14 protein-coding genes are annotated in these 16816 nt (G+C 54.0%); 1 reads left to right on the top strand and 13 read right to left on the bottom strand.

All coding sequences use genetic code 11. The features are described from left to right. Positions 1 to 76 precede the first annotated feature (76 nt). The 13 genes from ABUA09_RS08980 to rfbA form a co-directional block, all read right to left on the bottom strand. Entirely contained in the window at positions 77 to 430 is a 354-nt protein-coding gene (locus tag ABUA09_RS08980) for a COG2426 family protein (protein WP_242944000.1), read from the bottom strand. A gap of 324 nt (positions 431 to 754) precedes the next feature. Beyond that, positions 755 to 1696 carry a glycosyltransferase family 2 protein gene (locus tag ABUA09_RS08975; RefSeq protein ID WP_075704150.1) on the bottom strand — a complete coding sequence of 314 codons (942 nt, stop codon included), beginning with the start codon at positions 1694 to 1696 and terminating at the stop codon, positions 755 to 757. 68 nt (positions 1697 to 1764) lie between these two features. Next, positions 1765 to 3315 carry a glycosyltransferase-like membrane protein gene (locus ABUA09_RS08970; protein ID WP_216521791.1) on the bottom strand — a complete coding sequence of 517 codons (1551 nt, stop codon included), beginning with the start codon at positions 3313 to 3315 and terminating at the stop codon, positions 1765 to 1767. A 67-nt stretch (positions 3316 to 3382) separates the two neighbouring features. After that, a complete protein-coding gene (gene wecB, locus ABUA09_RS08965) occupies positions 3383 to 4525 on the bottom strand; it encodes a non-hydrolyzing UDP-N-acetylglucosamine 2-epimerase (protein ID WP_075704152.1) in 1143 nt (380 codons plus the stop codon). 13 nt (positions 4526 to 4538) lie between these two features. Beyond that, on the bottom strand, positions 4539 to 7889 hold the full coding sequence (locus ABUA09_RS08960) for a glycosyltransferase (RefSeq protein ID WP_349949314.1): 3351 nt from the start codon (positions 7887 to 7889) through the stop codon (positions 4539 to 4541). Positions 7890 to 7906: 17 nt separating this feature from the next. Further along, complete coding sequence (locus tag ABUA09_RS08955) at positions 7907 to 8998, bottom strand: glycosyltransferase family protein (protein ID WP_279203909.1); 1092 nt, start codon at positions 8996 to 8998, stop codon at positions 7907 to 7909. Continuing rightward, the gene (locus tag ABUA09_RS08950) at positions 8995 to 9720 is read right to left on the bottom strand and encodes an ABC transporter ATP-binding protein (protein WP_075704155.1); all 726 of its coding nucleotides are present in this window, start codon (positions 9718 to 9720) and stop codon (positions 8995 to 8997) included. Before ABUA09_RS08950 ends, ABUA09_RS08955 begins: the two co-directional genes overlap by 4 nt. A gap of 9 nt (positions 9721 to 9729) precedes the next feature. Continuing rightward, positions 9730 to 11169 carry an ABC transporter permease gene (locus tag ABUA09_RS08945; RefSeq protein ID WP_279203905.1) on the bottom strand — a complete coding sequence of 480 codons (1440 nt, stop codon included), beginning with the start codon at positions 11167 to 11169 and terminating at the stop codon, positions 9730 to 9732. Between the two features lie 6 nt (positions 11170 to 11175). Next, positions 11176 to 12012 carry a dTDP-4-dehydrorhamnose reductase gene (rfbD, locus tag ABUA09_RS08940; RefSeq protein WP_227151645.1) on the bottom strand — a complete coding sequence of 279 codons (837 nt, stop codon included), beginning with the start codon at positions 12010 to 12012 and terminating at the stop codon, positions 11176 to 11178. Continuing rightward, positions 12009 to 12962 carry a glycosyltransferase gene (locus ABUA09_RS08935; protein ID WP_227151646.1) on the bottom strand — a complete coding sequence of 318 codons (954 nt, stop codon included), beginning with the start codon at positions 12960 to 12962 and terminating at the stop codon, positions 12009 to 12011. Before ABUA09_RS08935 ends, rfbD begins: the two co-directional genes overlap by 4 nt. Continuing rightward, positions 12916 to 13935, bottom strand: a complete 1020-nt coding sequence (gene rfbB / locus ABUA09_RS08930) for a dTDP-glucose 4,6-dehydratase (protein ID WP_227151647.1) — start codon at positions 13933 to 13935, stop codon at positions 12916 to 12918. Before rfbB ends, ABUA09_RS08935 begins: the two co-directional genes overlap by 47 nt. A gap of 10 nt (positions 13936 to 13945) precedes the next feature. After that, positions 13946 to 14491, bottom strand: a complete 546-nt coding sequence (rfbC, locus tag ABUA09_RS08925; RefSeq protein ID WP_227151648.1) for a dTDP-4-dehydrorhamnose 3,5-epimerase — start codon at positions 14489 to 14491, stop codon at positions 13946 to 13948. 8 nt (positions 14492 to 14499) lie between these two features. Next, positions 14500 to 15378, bottom strand: coding sequence for a glucose-1-phosphate thymidylyltransferase RfbA (rfbA, locus tag ABUA09_RS08920; protein WP_227151649.1), 879 nt, complete (start codon positions 15376 to 15378; stop codon positions 14500 to 14502). Positions 15379 to 15797: 419 nt separating this feature from the next. Between rfbA and ABUA09_RS08915 the strand changes: the two genes are divergently transcribed. Next, the gene (locus ABUA09_RS08915; protein ID WP_279203887.1) at positions 15798 to 16760 is read left to right on the top strand and encodes an alpha/beta hydrolase; all 963 of its coding nucleotides are present in this window, start codon (positions 15798 to 15800) and stop codon (positions 16758 to 16760) included. The last annotated feature ends 56 nt before the right edge of the window (positions 16761 to 16816 follow it).

The following is a 16816-nucleotide window of genomic DNA, read 5'->3' as shown; positions in this document are numbered from 1 at the left end:
GCGAAATCCCTGGCCGTTCAGCAGTTTCTTCAAATTCATCATGTACCCATCTCTCCGTTAACAGTTCACAGTTGGTTTATAAAATATGAATCGCCCCGTAGGTCACCACAGTCATAATGGCCGATGCGATGCACACGCCGAGGAAAATGGTAGGAACTGCGTCTTTCAGCCGCATATCCAGTACCGCCGCCACTAAGGCGCCGGTCCAGGCACCTGTGCCCGGCAGCGGGATCACTACCAGAACACAAAGGCCAAGTGTTCTGTACTTGCGGACCAACCTTCCCTTGAGGTGGGCTTTTCTTTCCAGCGCTTCTATTCTTTCATTCCACCACGGATTTTGCTTCTGGAGCCAATGGAATATATGCCGGATATACAGAATGATAAATGGGACCGGAACCATATTTCCGAGGACGGCTGCTGCTAAAGCCAGCGGATAATCGAGGCCCAGTGCGATCCCGTAAGGCAGGCCGCCGCGCAGTTCGATAACCGGGCCATGGAAAGCAGGAATGTTTTGGTCAGCTTTCCAATTGTGGTTGCTGTTAAACTTTCAAGCATTTCTTTTTCCCTTGCAGGTGATTCCTTCTTCTGCTTTTTCTATGATACCGGGTTGAAACTCATCTTTCAGGAAATAAATATATTCCATACGTATTCAAGCTGATGGCAAGCAGGCCCGCACACAGAGGGATCGTCTTTGGGATCAAGATCGCTAAAATAATTGCTAACACTTCGTACAGATATATAGACAAGCAAATGCTTAATATGTTCTTTCGCTGATGATGTATCTGGGTCTATGCTTGCTCTCCAGGTATATTTTTCCGATGTATTCACCCATCACGCCCATGCAGATCAGCTGAACGCCGGAGACAAAGCAAATGATGCAGGTCATGCTTCCCCAGCCGCTGACGGCATTTCCCCGCAGCACAGAGGTCAAGGCCCAGATAACACCAACGAAACTGATCGCAGCGACCAAAACGCCAAAGGCAGTGATGACCCGCAGCGGCTTGATGGAAAGGCTTGTGATCCCATCGATCGCCAATGCCAGCATCTTTGACAATGGATAATGACTCTCTCCTACGATACGCTCGTGCCGTTCGTAAGTAACGGTCGTACTTTTAAAGCCCACAAGGGGGATCATGCCGCGGAGAAACAGGTTCACTTCACCAAATTCCGCAAATTCCTGTAAAACACGGGCACTCAGCAGGCGGTAATCCGCATGGTTGAACACGACCTCGGCGCCCATCGCATTCAGAAGCTTATAGAAGCTCTCCGCAGTAAAGCGCTTGAAAAACGTATCTGTCTCCCGCTTGCTGCGGACCCCGTAAACGACCTCATATCCCTCCAGATACCGATCTACCATTTCATCCATGGCGTTGATATCATCCTGGCCATCACAGTCGATGGAGATCGTCATATCACAAACATCTTTCGCCTCCATCAGACCAGCGAGAACGGCATTCTGATGCCCACGGTTGCGGCTCTGGCTGATACCGATATAATGGGGATCCTGACGGGCAAGGTCGCAGATGATCTCCCACGTCTTATCACGGGAACCGTCATTGACGAAAAGGATCCGGCTGTCCGGACTGATCTTGCCGCAGGCAGCCAGCTGTTCGATCTTCTCCAAAAACATGGGTGCTGTCACGGGAAGCACCTGTTCTTCATTGTAGCAGGGGATAATGATATATAATCTCTTCATTGTAAGCTCTCCAATTTCAAGAATCACACCACTTAGCAGACACTGTGTTCCGCACAACACTTATTTTTCTATGGCACCCTTTTTTGCCGCAGTTCATCGCTGATCTTTTTCAGATCATAAGCCGTCAAAAAAACCATACAGGGCAAGATGGCATACATATATCGCAGATTCCGTTCCAAAACGACCAGCATCAGTACCGTTCCGATCATTGCGATCCGGCAGACATTGGTCAAAAACCATTGGGTCGGCTCTGTTTCTCTTCTCTTGTCAGAGAGCGCGTATATCGCACTGTGCAAGCTCAGGACCAGCATGAACAAATATCCGCATTGGACCCATACCGAAGTAAATTCTTGAAATTTTGTCTCATAAACGACTGTCCAGTTCTGGATACGGACCGCTTGGAGCGAATCATTCAGAAGGATCCCGCGCCATTCACGCCCCGACGTAAAAGTGCCGTTTCCTGCTCCGTGGACCAGCTTACCATCGATATGTCTCAGCAATCCAAGCAGTCCCATATCTTTTAACCGGGCCGAGATCTTGCTGCGGCAAAGATCCATCTTGGCTTCATGCCCCACCGTACTTTTCATGTCGACAACATCGTCTTCGCTGTATGCTCCGTTTGTTTCAGGATTCAGCCCCATGGCCACAAAATGGATGGCTGGCATCTCATTTTGTCCCACATACTCTTTTCCTATCAGGTTGACCGCCGCATTTGTAATAGCAGACAGGCCCAGCAGCACAATCAGAAAGCAGCCAACCAGCAGCGCCCCGCGCTTTCCCACCAGCTTTCTCTGCTCCTTACCCGGCTCACCCATCCATTCAAGGATCAGAATAATGCCGACTGCGATGGTCACGATCAGGCTCTGTGGTTTGATCCAAGAACCTACTGCCAATAAGACTCCCGCAGCCCCAATGTATTGCTTGTCCCCCATTCTGCCGCGTGTGATCGCATACAGTGCGGCAGGTGTGGTCCATAACGCCATAATATCCGAGTAAAGGATGGTGCTTGGCTCGCTCAGGGAGATTGACGCGATGGCCAGGACCATTGCCACGATGGCCGCCGTTTCATTGACCACGGTCTTAACGAGCTTGAAAATAAACAGAAGTGCAATATCCGACAGTACAGCCGCGATCACACTCAGGAGCAGCCACGTCTGCTCCAGCGTATCAGGCATCCACACAGAAAAGACCGCGGTGAGGACGGCTGTGGCCGGTATGTTATTTGTATATACCGCCAGGTACTCCCTCCAAAAGCCCTCCAGCGCCGCAAGATCTCCCTGCGCAAAATGGTACGCTATGTACGTGATAACGTAAGCATCCGAATCTACCTGCGAGTAAACAGCCCATACATATATGGCTTGCAGGGCAAATGCCACAAGCAAAAGCCGCCTTTTATAGTCCTTTCCCCGCAAGAGCTTTCTCCACAAAAAAACACAGCAGCCAACCAGGATGATCCACAGGAAGCACATAGTGATATACCGTCCGATACTTCCGGGAATCATGCTCTGGGTATTCCAGGTAACTCTCACAACGACAAATGCAAAAAGCGCGGCAAAGATCAGATCTGCACATTTTAAGAGCACACCTGATACACGGCAGAGCATATCTTCTCTCTTCATATCGAACCTCCAGCTTCAAAAGGACCTTGACCGATCGTCCTGCTTTTGAGGCTCGGCTAAAAGCCGCTCAACAGAATTCGTTGGGATAATCTCCTCGGTCGAAATGCCACAAAATGGCGTCGGCGATCCGCTCACAGGCGCGGCCGTCGCCGTAAGGATTCACGGCGTGGGCCATCCGCTCATAGGCCGCCTTGTCGCAGATCAGGCGGCCGGCTATGGTGACGATGTCGTCCTGCGCCACGCCCGCCAGCTTCACCGTACCGGCGGTCACGGCCTCCGGCCGCTCCGTCTCCCGGCGCAGCACCAGAACAGGCTTGCCCAGGGCAGGCGCCTCCTCCTGCAGTCCGCCGGAGTCCGTCAGCACCAAGTAGCACCGGGCCATCAGGTTATGCATCTCGTCGGCGGGCAGCGGGTCGATCAGGTGGACCCGGGGCGCGCCCCGCAGGTACTTGTCCACCGACTCCCGCACCACGGGGCTCAGGTGGACCGGGTACACCAACTCCACATCCTCATGCTCCTCGGCAATCTGCCGCAATGCCAGCATGATGTTCTTCATGGGCTCGCCGTAGTTCTCCCGCCGGTGGCAGGTGACGAGGATGATTTTCTTCTCCCCGTAGGGCAGGCGGTTCAGTTCATCCGTGGAGAACACATAGTCCTCCCGGACGGTGGTCTTCAGCGCGTCGATGACGGTATTGCCGGTGACGAACAGTCCGTCGGTGATACCCTCTTTCAGGAGGTTACTTTTGTTGTTCACTGTAGGGCAGAAGTACAGGTCCGCGATGGCGGACACCAGCTTCCGGTTCATCTCCTCCGGGAAGGGGGAATATTTGTCATAGGTCCGCAGTCCCGCCTCCACGTGGCCCACCGGCACCTGATGGTAGAAGGCGGACAGCGCTCCGGCAAAAGTGGTGGAGGTATCGCCGTGGACCAAGATCATGTCCGGCTTCAAGGCTTCAATGGCCTCATCCATGCCGGTGAGGCACTTGCTGGTGATGGTGGACAGGGTCTGGCGGGGGGTCATGATGTCCAGGTCCCAGTCGGGCTTCAGATCAAAGACCTCCAGCACGCTGTCCAGCATCTGACGGTGCTGGGCGGTGACGCAGCACAGGCTCTCAATCTCCGGCCGGGAGGCCAGTTCCTTTACCAGGGGACACATTTTGATGGCTTCCGGCCGGGTGCCGAAAACGCTCAGGATACGCAGCTTTTCCATGTTTTGATGCCTCTTAAGTGTTTGATATACTGGCGGCCACATCCGGACGGTAGTGATGCATTTTCCATTTTACGTCCCACTTGTTTTCAAAGTAACTGCGGTTCGCGTCAAAGATCTTCCTGTACTCTGCATTTTCAAGTTTCTTAAAAGAAACGCTTCCAAAGTGATGGATAAATACATCCTCCAACAGGAGATTCTCATATCCCGCTCTCTGAGCCGCTATAGAATAATCGTCATCCTCAAACATCCCGATCCCGTAATGCTCATCTAACAAGCCAATCTCATCAGTCAGCTTTCTGGGGAACATCACACAGAACATCGCAAGGACTCCGTCATGGAGATATGTCATCCCCATATGGTCAGCTGTATAGGCATATGCGGCGGCAGGCATATCCCCAAGGCCGGTGTAGCCCAACTGGACCATGGCCTCGTTCCCGATAGAATTGGTAACAGGCCCTACGATACCGATCTTCTTTTCACCTGCTAAAAACCGCTTGACCATACCGGTGAGCCAGCCGCGCGTTACCACAGTATCATTATTGAGCAGCACGATATACTCGCCAGTAGAAGCACGGATACCGTCGTTATTTCCTCCGGCAAATCCGCGGTTGGTCGTGTTCAACACGACTTTGATATTTTCATGCAATGCTTCCATCTCTTTCAAATATCCCGCTGTTTCATCAGTGGAATCGTTGTCCACCAGCACGAGTTCATAATTGGGATAGGCTGTTTTTTTCAAAATGCTCTGGACGCACTTCTTCGTGTAATCCAATTGGTTGTAGCACAAAACAATGATACTGATTTTTGGGAACTGCCGCTCTGCAGCAAGGCTGAATTGGGATACCCGCACAGACCAGTCGTTCTCCTTTGCAAACTCCATACAGGCCTGAGGATCCGCCAGAGTATCTTCACCCTTTAGGCACGCTTCCACATAGTCGCCAAAGGTCCTGTTATCATTTGCCAGATAGACATACCGGTCCTTGAACGGCTCAAGCTCCGGGATCTCTGTTGCCACTACCTTTTTTCCTGCAGAAAGGTATTCATAGAATTTGACCGGATTTGTCGCTTGGATCAGACTGGTCGAAGCGTCAAACGGGATCAGGCAGACATCGAATCCTCTCAGGTATTGCGGCAACTCAGAATACGGTTTTTCCCCCAGCAGACGCACATTTTTCAGCTTTTTCAGCCGTGCTTCTCCGTCTGTAACGGAACCGATCAGTACGATATCGGTCTCAGGGAAACGTTCGGAAAGATATTCAATCTTTTCAAAATCAAACCAGTGAGCGATCGCGCCATAATAGCCGATCGTCTTTTTCTCACCGCTGCTCTCTCCATACGCCTGATAGAAGTGCGTAAACTCTGTTCCGTTGCGAATGATCTGGACATTTTCGTTGTACTTTTTCGCGATCTCGCCAAGGTAGCTGGAACTCGCTGCGACCATATCGCTTTCGCGCAGCAGCTTCACACAGGCTTCCTCTATGAAGCGTTCCTCTGCATTGTCAAACCCGCTGTAATCATCCATGTAGTCTGTGACCAGAGTAAATCCATACTGCTTTTTCAGATAAAGCATTCCATTTACCCAGTTGGGATAATCGGCGATCAGCAATGCGTCTCGGATCCCATTCTCAAAGACGATCTGATCCAGGAGCGCATTGATGTCCGCACCGGCATCCTCAAAATTGGTAGAATACACTGCCCCGTGCAGGCTGTTTGGCAAGACTACCTGCCAAAGGCCGTCCTTGATCTCTGAGATGACCGGCTTGCCGCTTGGACTGAAGTTGGCATTGATATAGAACACCCGATGGCCTTCTCTGGCAAAATGATCTGCGATCTGCTGAGGCCGCTGGTAACGGAAATGATAATCGATGACCGAGAAGACGATCACATCATATTTGACATAATCCTCATCGATGCACGCGCACACCTGTTCGGGCAGCTTGACCTGCTCATCCTCGGCTGACATATCCGATACTTCCTGTCCATCGAGGACTTCGTTTTGCCCGGTGAGCAGAGATATCACAGAGAACAGCGGATTATACCGGTGGTCCATATTGGGGATATGCCGGAACCAGCCCATGATCCATTTCCGGAACTTTCTGCGCTCCGCCTTATCCTTGTGGAAGCCCTGGTGCAGGATACGGTTAAATAGATGGACCAGTTTGAACAGTCTGGAGCGGGTCATGTCGTCCAACTGCCGCAGGGCATCTGCATTCCGCTTTTCGCTCCTCTCCAGCTTTTTCTGCAAGGACCGCTTTTCGCTGTCTGTCCGGAGCAATTCTTCCTTACGGGCCTCCACATCTTTCTGCAGAGTCTTCATCTGCTCACTGCTCTCCGTCAGCTGCCGTTGCAGAGCTGACGCCTGCTCGTTTCTCTCCGTCAGCTGCCGCTGCAAGGATACCACCTGCTCGGCCTGCTCTGTCAACTGCTGCAAGGCTAACGTCTGCTCGTTTCTCTCCGTCAGCTGCCGCTGCAAGGATACCACCTGCTCGGCCTGCTCTGTCAACTGCTGCTGCAAGGCTAACGTCTGCTCCTCCTGCTTTGTCAGCTGATGCTTCAGGTGGCTGACGGCCTCGCTACCGCTCTTTACCATCTCATCCAGCGCCTCCCGGTGCGCATTTCGCTCCGCCTCAGCCGCCGCGACCTGCTGCTCCAGCTTTTCTTGTAATTCTGCCAACGCCGCAGCTTTTTCCTGCTTCAGTGCACGATATTCAGAGTCATCAAACAGATCTGACAGGCGGCGATCCTCCGGCAATACACTTTCTCTGGAATAGACCACCAGTATCTGCTCTCCCGGCCAATAGGGGGAATTTCTCCTCTCACAGTCGATGATCTTAAAATGGGAAAGTACGTGATCACCGATCCGCAGTGGGAAAAACTCCTCATCAAACATATGAAAATGCTCAGCGATATCCAAAGTGTCATGCAGCGGATGGATCAAAATCGCATGGCACTTTGCCAACTCTACTAGGGAGCGCATATTCTCTGCGGGAGACTGCAGATGTTCCAGCACATTGGAAACAAATATGACGTCCGCAGTCTCTTTCTGTGTGTAAACGTCTCCCTGAAGGAACCGGCAGAAGGGATATTTTTTCTCGGCCTGTTTCATGGCCGCTTCTGACACATCGATACCGATGGTATGACAGGAGGGAAAACGGCGAGCCAGCGTCGCTGTTCCGCCGCCCTCCGCGCATCCAACGTCAAAAACCGTCCACTCATGACGTGCCAGTTCCCGATCCAGCCAAGCCGGAAAGGCATCCAGGGCGATCTGGGAGAAAAAGGCCGATTGCAGGTCTCCGTCATAATGGTCCCAATCACCAGAAACGAACCGCTCATCCCAGTACTCTTTTGAATTCACTTTCTCCATTTGATGTTACTCTCCTCTCAGGGATCGATCCGGTCCAATTTGTTTAGTGCCTCCGTGATGACGGCCATTCTCGAATCCCAGCAATTCTCCTCCACAAAGCGCGATCGCTGCTCCTGACAGCCAAACGGGACGGGAAGGTCCCGGCCCACAAGCTCCCGAAGCTGCTCCTGTGTGCGGTATGTGAAGACCAGAGACCCGAACTTGTTCATTTCCAGACTGTCCGCAGCCAAGATTGGTTTGTTATGCGCCAGGTATTCATAGATCTTCACTGGATCGATGGTGTCGATCAGCGGCGTTCTCTGGAAGGGATACAGGCAGACGTCAAAGCTGCGGATCCATCCGTCCACCCTTTCCTTTGGTATCCTTCCGGTACAGACCAGGCGCGGGTGGACTGGGAGTTCGATCTCGCTGGGGCCTACCAGCACCACCCGGTCGCGCTGATCCGCATCCAGGATCGTCTGGATCGCGTCCACATCGAACCAGTGGCTGATCATCCCCACATAGCCGAATACCCGACTAGGCAGCTTTTCCGGCGTTCCGCCGGTCAGGTGCGCCATTGCGCTCCGATCCACCGCGTTGGGCACCACATACGGACACTTCCCTTTTTTACGGAATTCATCACGAAACCTCTGTGCGGTCACAAATAAAAGGTCCGCCCTCTCCACCAGCGGCGGCTCCACCTTCCGGATCAGTTTTTTCAGCAGCCCGTTTTTCGTGATCTGGATATCATCGTCCATCTTGTCATAGACGATAGTCCCCCGGTATCCCTTCAACAGCGAATACCAGGGGCAGTATCCAATCCAGACCAGATCTGCTTCCCGCAAATATTTTCTCAGCTGCAGCCGCTCTGAAAAGGCGACCCATCCGCCCAATGCCTCCAGAGAGCGATGGACGGAAAAAGCACCGCTCAGTCGGACGACTTTCAGGTGTTCGTTGACCCGGTAGGCATATCCGCCCGGCTTTTCCCCACCTTTGAGCAGAAATTTCATCATGCTCACCGTCGGGTCCACATAGGTGACCTCATGTTGCCTGGCCAGGCCCTCCGCGATATACTGGGGCCGCTGCTTCAGGCCCTGATATTCAATGGGTGAAAAGTAAAGGATCTTCACGCCTGTCCCTCTTCATAAGCACGGCACACATCCGCCGCCGGGCCGATCATCTTCATAGTTCCCTTCTCCAGCCAGATGGCCCGACTGCACATCTCAGTGATCTGTTCGGCAGAATGAGATACCAGCAGCACCGTTGTGCCGCCGCTCATCAGCTCCATCATCCGGTTTTTGCTCTTTTTCTGGAATGCCGCGTCTCCCACAGACAGGATCTCGTCCACGATCAGTATGTCCGGCTTCACCACCGTGGCGATGGAAAAGGCCAGACGGGTGATCATACCGGAGGAGTAATTCCTCAGCGGCATCTCGATAAACTCACCAAGCTCAGAAAAATCCACGATCTCCTGATACTTTTCCTTCAGAAAATCCTCGGAATAGCCCAGAATGGCACCGTTGAGAAACACGTTCTCCCGTCCGGTCAGCTCCAGATCGAATCCGCTGCCCAGCTCCAGCATGGGGACGATATTCCCGTGGACCGTCACAGTCCCCTTCGTGGGCTTCAAAATGCCGGAGATGACCTTCAGCATTGTGCTTTTCCCGGCTCCGTTGGCACCCACCAGACCCAGCACTTCGCCCTTCTCAATGGAAAAATCCACATCCTGCAGCGCCCAAAATTCCTTATATTGCAGTTTTCCCTGCAGCGCCTGCACCAGAAACTCCTTCATTCCGGAAACGCGCTCGGCGGACATTCGATAACACAGGGAAACATGATTGACTTCGATCATGACACTACCTCACAGATACAGGACAAAGCGGTCCTGGGCCTTTTTGAATACCAGTGCGCCCAGAAACAGCGGGATCAGGGACACCGCCGCGCATAGCAAGTACGCCTTCGGTTCGGGAGAGACTCCGTTAATCAGCAGGATCCGCATGATACGGATGATATGATAGAGCGGATTCATCTTGTACAGCGTCATATACTGGACAGGGATGATCTCCGCGTCATAGAAGATGGGGGTCAGATACATCCACAGCATACTGATGACCCCCCAGAGGAACTGGGTGTCCCTGAAAAAGACCATCATGGAAGCCAGTAGCAGACCCATGCCAAAGGAAAATAGAAACAGGCAGAGGATGGGGAACGGCAGCAGAAGGATCCTGACCGTGAGACGCGTACCTGTCAGCAGCATAACGATGACCAGCGGGATCAATGACAGCCCCAGATTCACAGTGGAAGAAATGGCACGGGAGAGCGGGTACATATACTTCGGAACGTAGACCTTGGTGATCAGAGCAGTGTTCCCGGTGATGGAGGTCAGGCAGGAGCCGGTGACTTCACTGAAGAAATTCCAGCAAACGATACCGGTCAGCAGATATACCGGAAAATTCACGATGTTGGACTTGAACAGTGTGGAGAACACGATATACATGACCATCATCGTCAGCAACGGATTCATGAAGCTCCACAACACGCCCAGAATACTGCGCTTGTACTTGGTCTTGAAATCCCGCTGCACCAACTGCTTGAGCAGGAAACGGTACCGTGTCGCGGCAGACAGTAGCCGGAGAATCAGGTTGGATCTGCCCCGCCTGTCGCTGTCGATCATCCACCAGCAGAACAGCAGCAGCAGGACCAGCAGAGCGGCCATCGTGTGCCAATAATACCGGGCCAGCGGATACCGGCTTTCTCCTCTGACAGACAGGCAAAGCTGCCCAGTCACGGTATCCCCATCGACGGACAAAGGATGCTCCACAGGAATGTCCAATTCATACTTTCCAGCGCTGACGGTGTCGCCGTAGAACAGGGACACAGCGTTTCCAGTACTTCCGGCGACAGAGGTCACTTGCAGGGTCAGCATCTCGCCCCGGTGGCCGCCGGTGGAGTTTTCTACAGGGATGCTCCACAGGGAGCTGTCCGGCAGGCCTGCCGTATTCAGGCCAGCGGATGCCACCGTTTGACCGTCTCCGTCCAGGACTGTCAGCCGCAGTTCATCGTCAACGTTCTTTCCATAATTCGTGCCCAGAAGGGTAAGTTCTGTGATCCGGTCACATTCAGAGACAAACACCTGCTCCAGCACGGTATTTGTCAGGATCTCCGGCGTGACTGCTTTTTCCCGGACCATCTGGCTGGTGACCGTCCCACTTTCAAAGCCCTCTCCGGCGACCAGTCGGAAAGCGACCGTCAGTATCAAAAACGTCGCCACGGCATAAGCGCATATTTTTTTTACGTTCATTGGCACTCAGCTTTCCAAATAGTGTTTCAGCGCATTTTTCCAGGAAGGCAACCTGAAGAACCCGCTGTCTTGCAGGCATTGCTTGCTCAGTCTGGAATTTAGAGGCCGCTTTGCCTTTGCGGGATACGCGCTGCTGGGGATCGGGTCCACCGTAGCATTTCTTCCACTCAGTCGGAATATTTCCTGCGCAAACTCCGCCCAGGAACAGCTCCCCTCATTGGTGGCATGGTAGATGCCGTACCGCTCCGTCTGCACCATGTCGCACAGCAGCGGCGCCAGGTCCGCCGTATAGGTGGGGGAACCGATCTGGTCGCAGACAACGTTCAATTCCGACCGCGTCTCTGCTAGGCGAAGCATGGTCTTCACAAAGTTATTCCCATTTTTCCCGAAAACCCAGGAAATACGGACGATAAAATAATTCTTCAGCATACTCTGCACAGCCAGCTCTCCCGCCAGCTTGCTCCTGCCGTACACATTCTCCGGCCTGACCGGATCCGTCGGCTCGTAAAACCGGTCGCCCCTCCCAGGAAATACATAATCCGTAGAGATATACAGCATCCTGCTTCCCAGCTTTCGGCAAGCTTCCGCGATGTTCCGGGTCCCGTCCGCGTTGACCGCCCAGCACTTCTCCGGCTCATCTTCCGCCAGATCCACCTTCGTATAGGCTGCGCAGTGGATCACCGCATCCGGACGGGTATCTTCCATATAACGCAGCACCGCTCCGCAGTCTGTGATATCCATTTCTTTTGAAGCAGGAGCGCAGAATGGGATTCCTCTCTTCTCCAGCTCCAGACAAACATCATGGCCCAGCTGACCGCTGGCTCCGGTGACTAAAACTTTCACGACGATCTCCTTAAGAACATTTTGACGATTTGATCCGGCAGGAAGCACATGGCGATCTCGAACACTGCCTCATAAGGGCTGAACCCTCTGTATCGCCAGATACTCCGGATGTGCTTTTGTTCTCTGGCCTCTATGAACGCAGCCATTTCGGGGCTCGGCTCCGCCAGCTGCCGGTAGGCTGCCAGCCGTTCCTTAAAAGGCAGGATCCGCTTTGACCGGTAACTTGCCTTACTGTCCACTCCCGTGAGGATCCCGGTCTGGTTATCCCCGTGCTGCCGGTAGCCCTGCAACGGCTGTTCCACAAACTGTACCTCCCCCAAAAGCGCGGCAACGATGGCGATCCATTGATCGCAGACGGTCTGGACCGGGAATGGCACCGCCTTTTTCGCCGCCTCCGCCCGGACCAGCATGGAACACCCCGCTGTGCAATTCCGGAAAAAGTAGGCTTCCGCCAAACCCTCTCCCTGCACATAGCGTAGCCTCGGACGGATCTCTTTCAGGGATCCGGCGATCTTCCTGCCGTCTCCGTCGATGATCTCCATATCGCAATAGGCCATCTGCGTACGTTCAGCCATGGCCGCTTCCAAACAGGAGAGTTTCTGCGGAAGCCATACATCGTCCTGGTCACAGTAGGCGAAGTATTCCCCCTCCGCCTCCCTGGTCAGCAGCTCAAAGGTCCCATTAGAACCCAGGTTTTCCTCATTGCGCCTGATTTCATAGGGAAACGCACGGATACAGTCCTGCACGCAGGACTGTATCTCCTCAAACGGCACCGTAGGAGAGCAGTCATCCCGGATGTACAGCATCAGATTCGGATAGGTCTGGGCATTCAGGCTCAGCAGCTGCTCCCGCAGCCAGTCCATCCGCGGCTCATACACCGCCATCAGGATGGCAATCCGGGGCTTACCGGTTTCCGTACATCCGCTCATAGTAGTTCTGATACTCTCCATTGATGATGTTCTCCCACCACTCCCGGTTGTCCAGATACCACCGGATGGTCTTCTTGATGCCGTCGGCAAACTTCGTCTCCGGCAGCCACCCCAGCTCGTTGTGGATCTTGGCGGGATCGATGGCGTAGCGCATATCGTGACCCTTCCGGTCCGTCACGTGGGTGATAAGGCTCTCAGGCTTGCCCAATTCCTTGCAGATCAGCTTCACGATATCGATATTCCGCATCTCATTGTGACCACCCACGTTGTAGACCTCGCCCACCCGGCCCTTCCGGACGATCAGGTCGATGGCCCGGCAGTGATCCTCCACGTACAGCCAATCCCGGACGTTCAGGCCCTCACCGTACACCGGCAGGGGCTTGTCCGCCAGGGCGTTGGCGATCATCAGGGGGATCAGCTTCTCGGGGAAATGATAAGGGCCGTAGTTGTTGGAGCAGCGGGAGATAGTCACCGGCAAGCCGTAGGTCCGGTGATAGGCCAATACCAACAGATCCGCCCCGGCCTTGGAACTGCTGTACGGAGAGCTGGTGTGGATTGGCGTCTCCTCGGTGAAGAACAGGTCCGGCCGGTCCAGGGGCAGGTCGCCATAGACCTCGTCGGTGGAGACCTGATGATACCGCCGGATGCCGTACTTCCGGCAAGCGTCCATCATGACGGCCGTGCCGAGGATATTGGTCTGGAGGAACACCTCCGGGTTTTCGATGGAACGGTCCACATGGCTCTCCGCCGCGAAGTTGATGACCACGTCAGGATGCTCTTCCTCGAACAATCCATATACCGCCTCCCGGTCACAGATGTTGATCTTGCAGAACCGGAAGTTGGAATGCTCCATGGCCTCTTTCAGTGTGGACAGGTTCCCCGCGTAGGTCAGGCAGTCCATGCAAACCACCCGGTCCTCCGGGTGGTTTTTCAGCATATAGTAAATGAAATTGCCGCCGATAAAGCCGGCGCCGCCGGTTACGATCACAGTCATAGCGTTCTCCTTAAAAGCCGGTTTCGGTGTCTTTCAGCCATGGGGAATTCTGATCCTTCTGAGACAGAATGAGGTCCTCGACGCCCCAGTCAATGGCCAGTTCCGGGTCATTCCAACGGATGCCACCATCCGCTTCCGGCGCATAGTAGTTATCCGCCTTGTACAGGAACTCCACATGGTCCGTCAGCGTCACAAAGCCGTGGCCAAAGCCACGGGGGATCAGCAGCTGCCGCTTGTTTTCCTCAGACAGTTCCACCGCCACCCACTGCTTGTATGTGGGGCTGACAGGCCGCAGGTCCACCGCCACGTCCAACACGGCGCCCCGGGCGCAGCGCACCAGCTTGGCCTGGGCCTTGTCACCCTTCTGGAAATGGAGGCCCCGGAGAGTCCCCTTCACCGTAGAGGAGGAATGGTTGTCCTGCACGAAGTCGTAGAACAGCCCCGCCTTTTCAAACTCCCGTTTGGAGTAGCTCTCCATAAAGAAACCCCGGTGATCGCCGAACACCTTGGGTTCTACAATGACCACACCGTCAATTTTTGTCTTGATAAAATCCATGATGCACCTCAGTAGATGTACTTGCCGCTGGCCACGTTATGCAGATGCTTGCCGTAGGGAGATTTGCCGTACAGGGCGGCAGACTCCTCCAGCTTTTCCTTGGTGATCCAACCGTTTCGATAGGCAATCTCCTCGATGGCAGAGATCTGGATGCCCTCCCGGGATTCGATGACCCGGACAAACTCCGCGGCTTCCGCGAGAGAGTCCACCGTGCCGGTGTCCAGCCACGCATAGCCTCGGCCCAGCGTAATGACATTAAGGGCGCCCTCTTCCAGATAGATGCGGTTCAGGTCCGTAATCTCCAGTTCCCCACGGGCGGAGGGCTTCAGCGCCTTGGCACGCTCACAGACTTTTTTGTCGTAGAAATACAGCCCAGTGACAGCGTAGTTGGACTTGGGCTGGGCAGGCTTCTCCTCAATAGACACCGCACGGCCTTCCTTGTCGAACTCCACCACACCGAACCGTTCCGGATCTTCCACATAGTAACCGAACACTGTGGCACCGTCTTCCTGAGCCACCGCTTTCCTTAGGTGGGCAGTCAAACCGGCACCGTAAAAGATGTTGTCGCCCAAAATCATGGCACACCGGTCATCACCGATAAACTCTTCACCCAAGATAAATGCCTGAGCCAAGCCGTCGGGGGAAGGCTGCACCTTATAGGAAAGCCGAATGCCAAATTGGCTACCGTCCCCCAGCAGACGCTCAAAATTCGGTAGGTCATGAGGAGTAGAGATAACAAGAATATCCAGAATGCCTGCCAGCATAAGCGTGGACAGCGGGTAATAAATCATTGGTTTGTCATAAATGGGCAACAACTGTTTGGATGTGACCATCGTCAGCGGATACAACCGCGTCCCACTGCCACCAGCCAAAATGATGCCTTTCATCGACCTTCCCCCATTTTTGTATCACCTAAAAACTGCAACCTTTAATAAATGTGTCAAAAGTATAACAGGCATGATGATAGTATAGCATATATTTCGAAGAGATCATAGACTTTTTGTTTCCAAAAAGAAAGGCCACAGGAAGAAACCAGTGGTTTGCTTTATTTGATTACTTATGCGTTTTAAATTATTCTTTTAACAACAATGTATCCAAGGATACTTCATCTATCCGAAAGTTTCGTCCCAGCGCAGCTCTGCTCCTAAGGGTCTGCACCTCCCATTGAGGCAAAAGGGATATTTCTGCAAGTGCGTCCAACTTGCCTTCCAAAAATATGGGTGCAAAATGACGTCGTCATATGGTAGAATACTCTCTACAGGGGCGGAGCAAGTTTGTCCTCGGTCCGCTCTTTGGGGAGGATCTTATGAATAAAGAACACACCAAGTTGAAAAAGCTGTCCATCCGCACCCCGGAAGAGCGCCAGGCCGCCGAACAAAAGCGGACCACAGCCGTCATGGGCGCCCTGAAGGCCGTCCACTCTGCCACCTCCCCCGACTCCATGGAGCCGGAGGACCTGGAGCGCCAGCGCAAAGGCCAGGAGCTGCTGGGGCGTCTCATAGCCCCCATGGTGGGGCTGAGCTGGGAGCCTTTTGACCTGGAGGGGATGCCTGCGGCCTGGGTCCGCCCGGAGCGGGGCCACGACAAGCACCGTGTGGTTTTATACTGCCATGGCGGCGGCTATACCAGCGGCAATCTGGGCTATTCCCGTATTCTGGCCTCCAAGCTGGCCAATGTCACCGGACATGAGGTGCTCTCCTTTGAGTATCGCCTGGCCCCCGAGCACCATTTCCCCGCTCCGTTGGAGGACGTCACAAAGGCCTGGGACTACCTGATGCACCTTGGCTATGGCGCACGGGACATCGTGGTGGCCGGCGACTCCGCCGGCGGCAATCTGGCCCTGGTGCTCACTATGCTCCTCAGGGACGCCGGCCGGCTTCTGCCCAGACGGCTGGTGCTGATGTCCCCCTGGACCGATATGACCGCCAGCGGGAAATCCTATCGCGAGCGGCGGGACGCCGATCCCATGATCACCATGAACTATATCCAGGCCGTCCGTGCCGCCTATGCCCCCGGGCGCGAGCTTTCCTCGCCTATGCTCTCTCCTCTCTTCGGGGATTTCGACCGGTTTCCTCCCGTCCTCATACAAGTGGGAACCAATGAAATCTTAATGTCGGACTCGGTCCGCCTGCGGGACCGCCTGGTACAGGCGGGCATCCCCTGCCGTCTGGAAGTCTGGCCGGATATGTGGCATGTCTTTCAGATGTTCCCCATGAAAAAGGCCTCCCAAGCGATGGACAGTGTGGGCCGTTTCCTTCTGGAGACATGAGCACAATAGACTTTGCATCCAAAATGAGCGCGAGGCCCGCAGAATTCTGCGGGCCT

The organism is Intestinimonas sp. RTP31139st1_F5_RTP31139_211217, assembly GCF_040226735.1.
GTDB lineage: Bacteria > Bacillota > Clostridia > Oscillospirales > Oscillospiraceae > Intestinimonas > Intestinimonas butyriciproducens.
The sequence above is the reverse complement of the archived record's forward strand: the minus strand, read 5'-3'. Positions and strand labels throughout refer to the sequence as shown.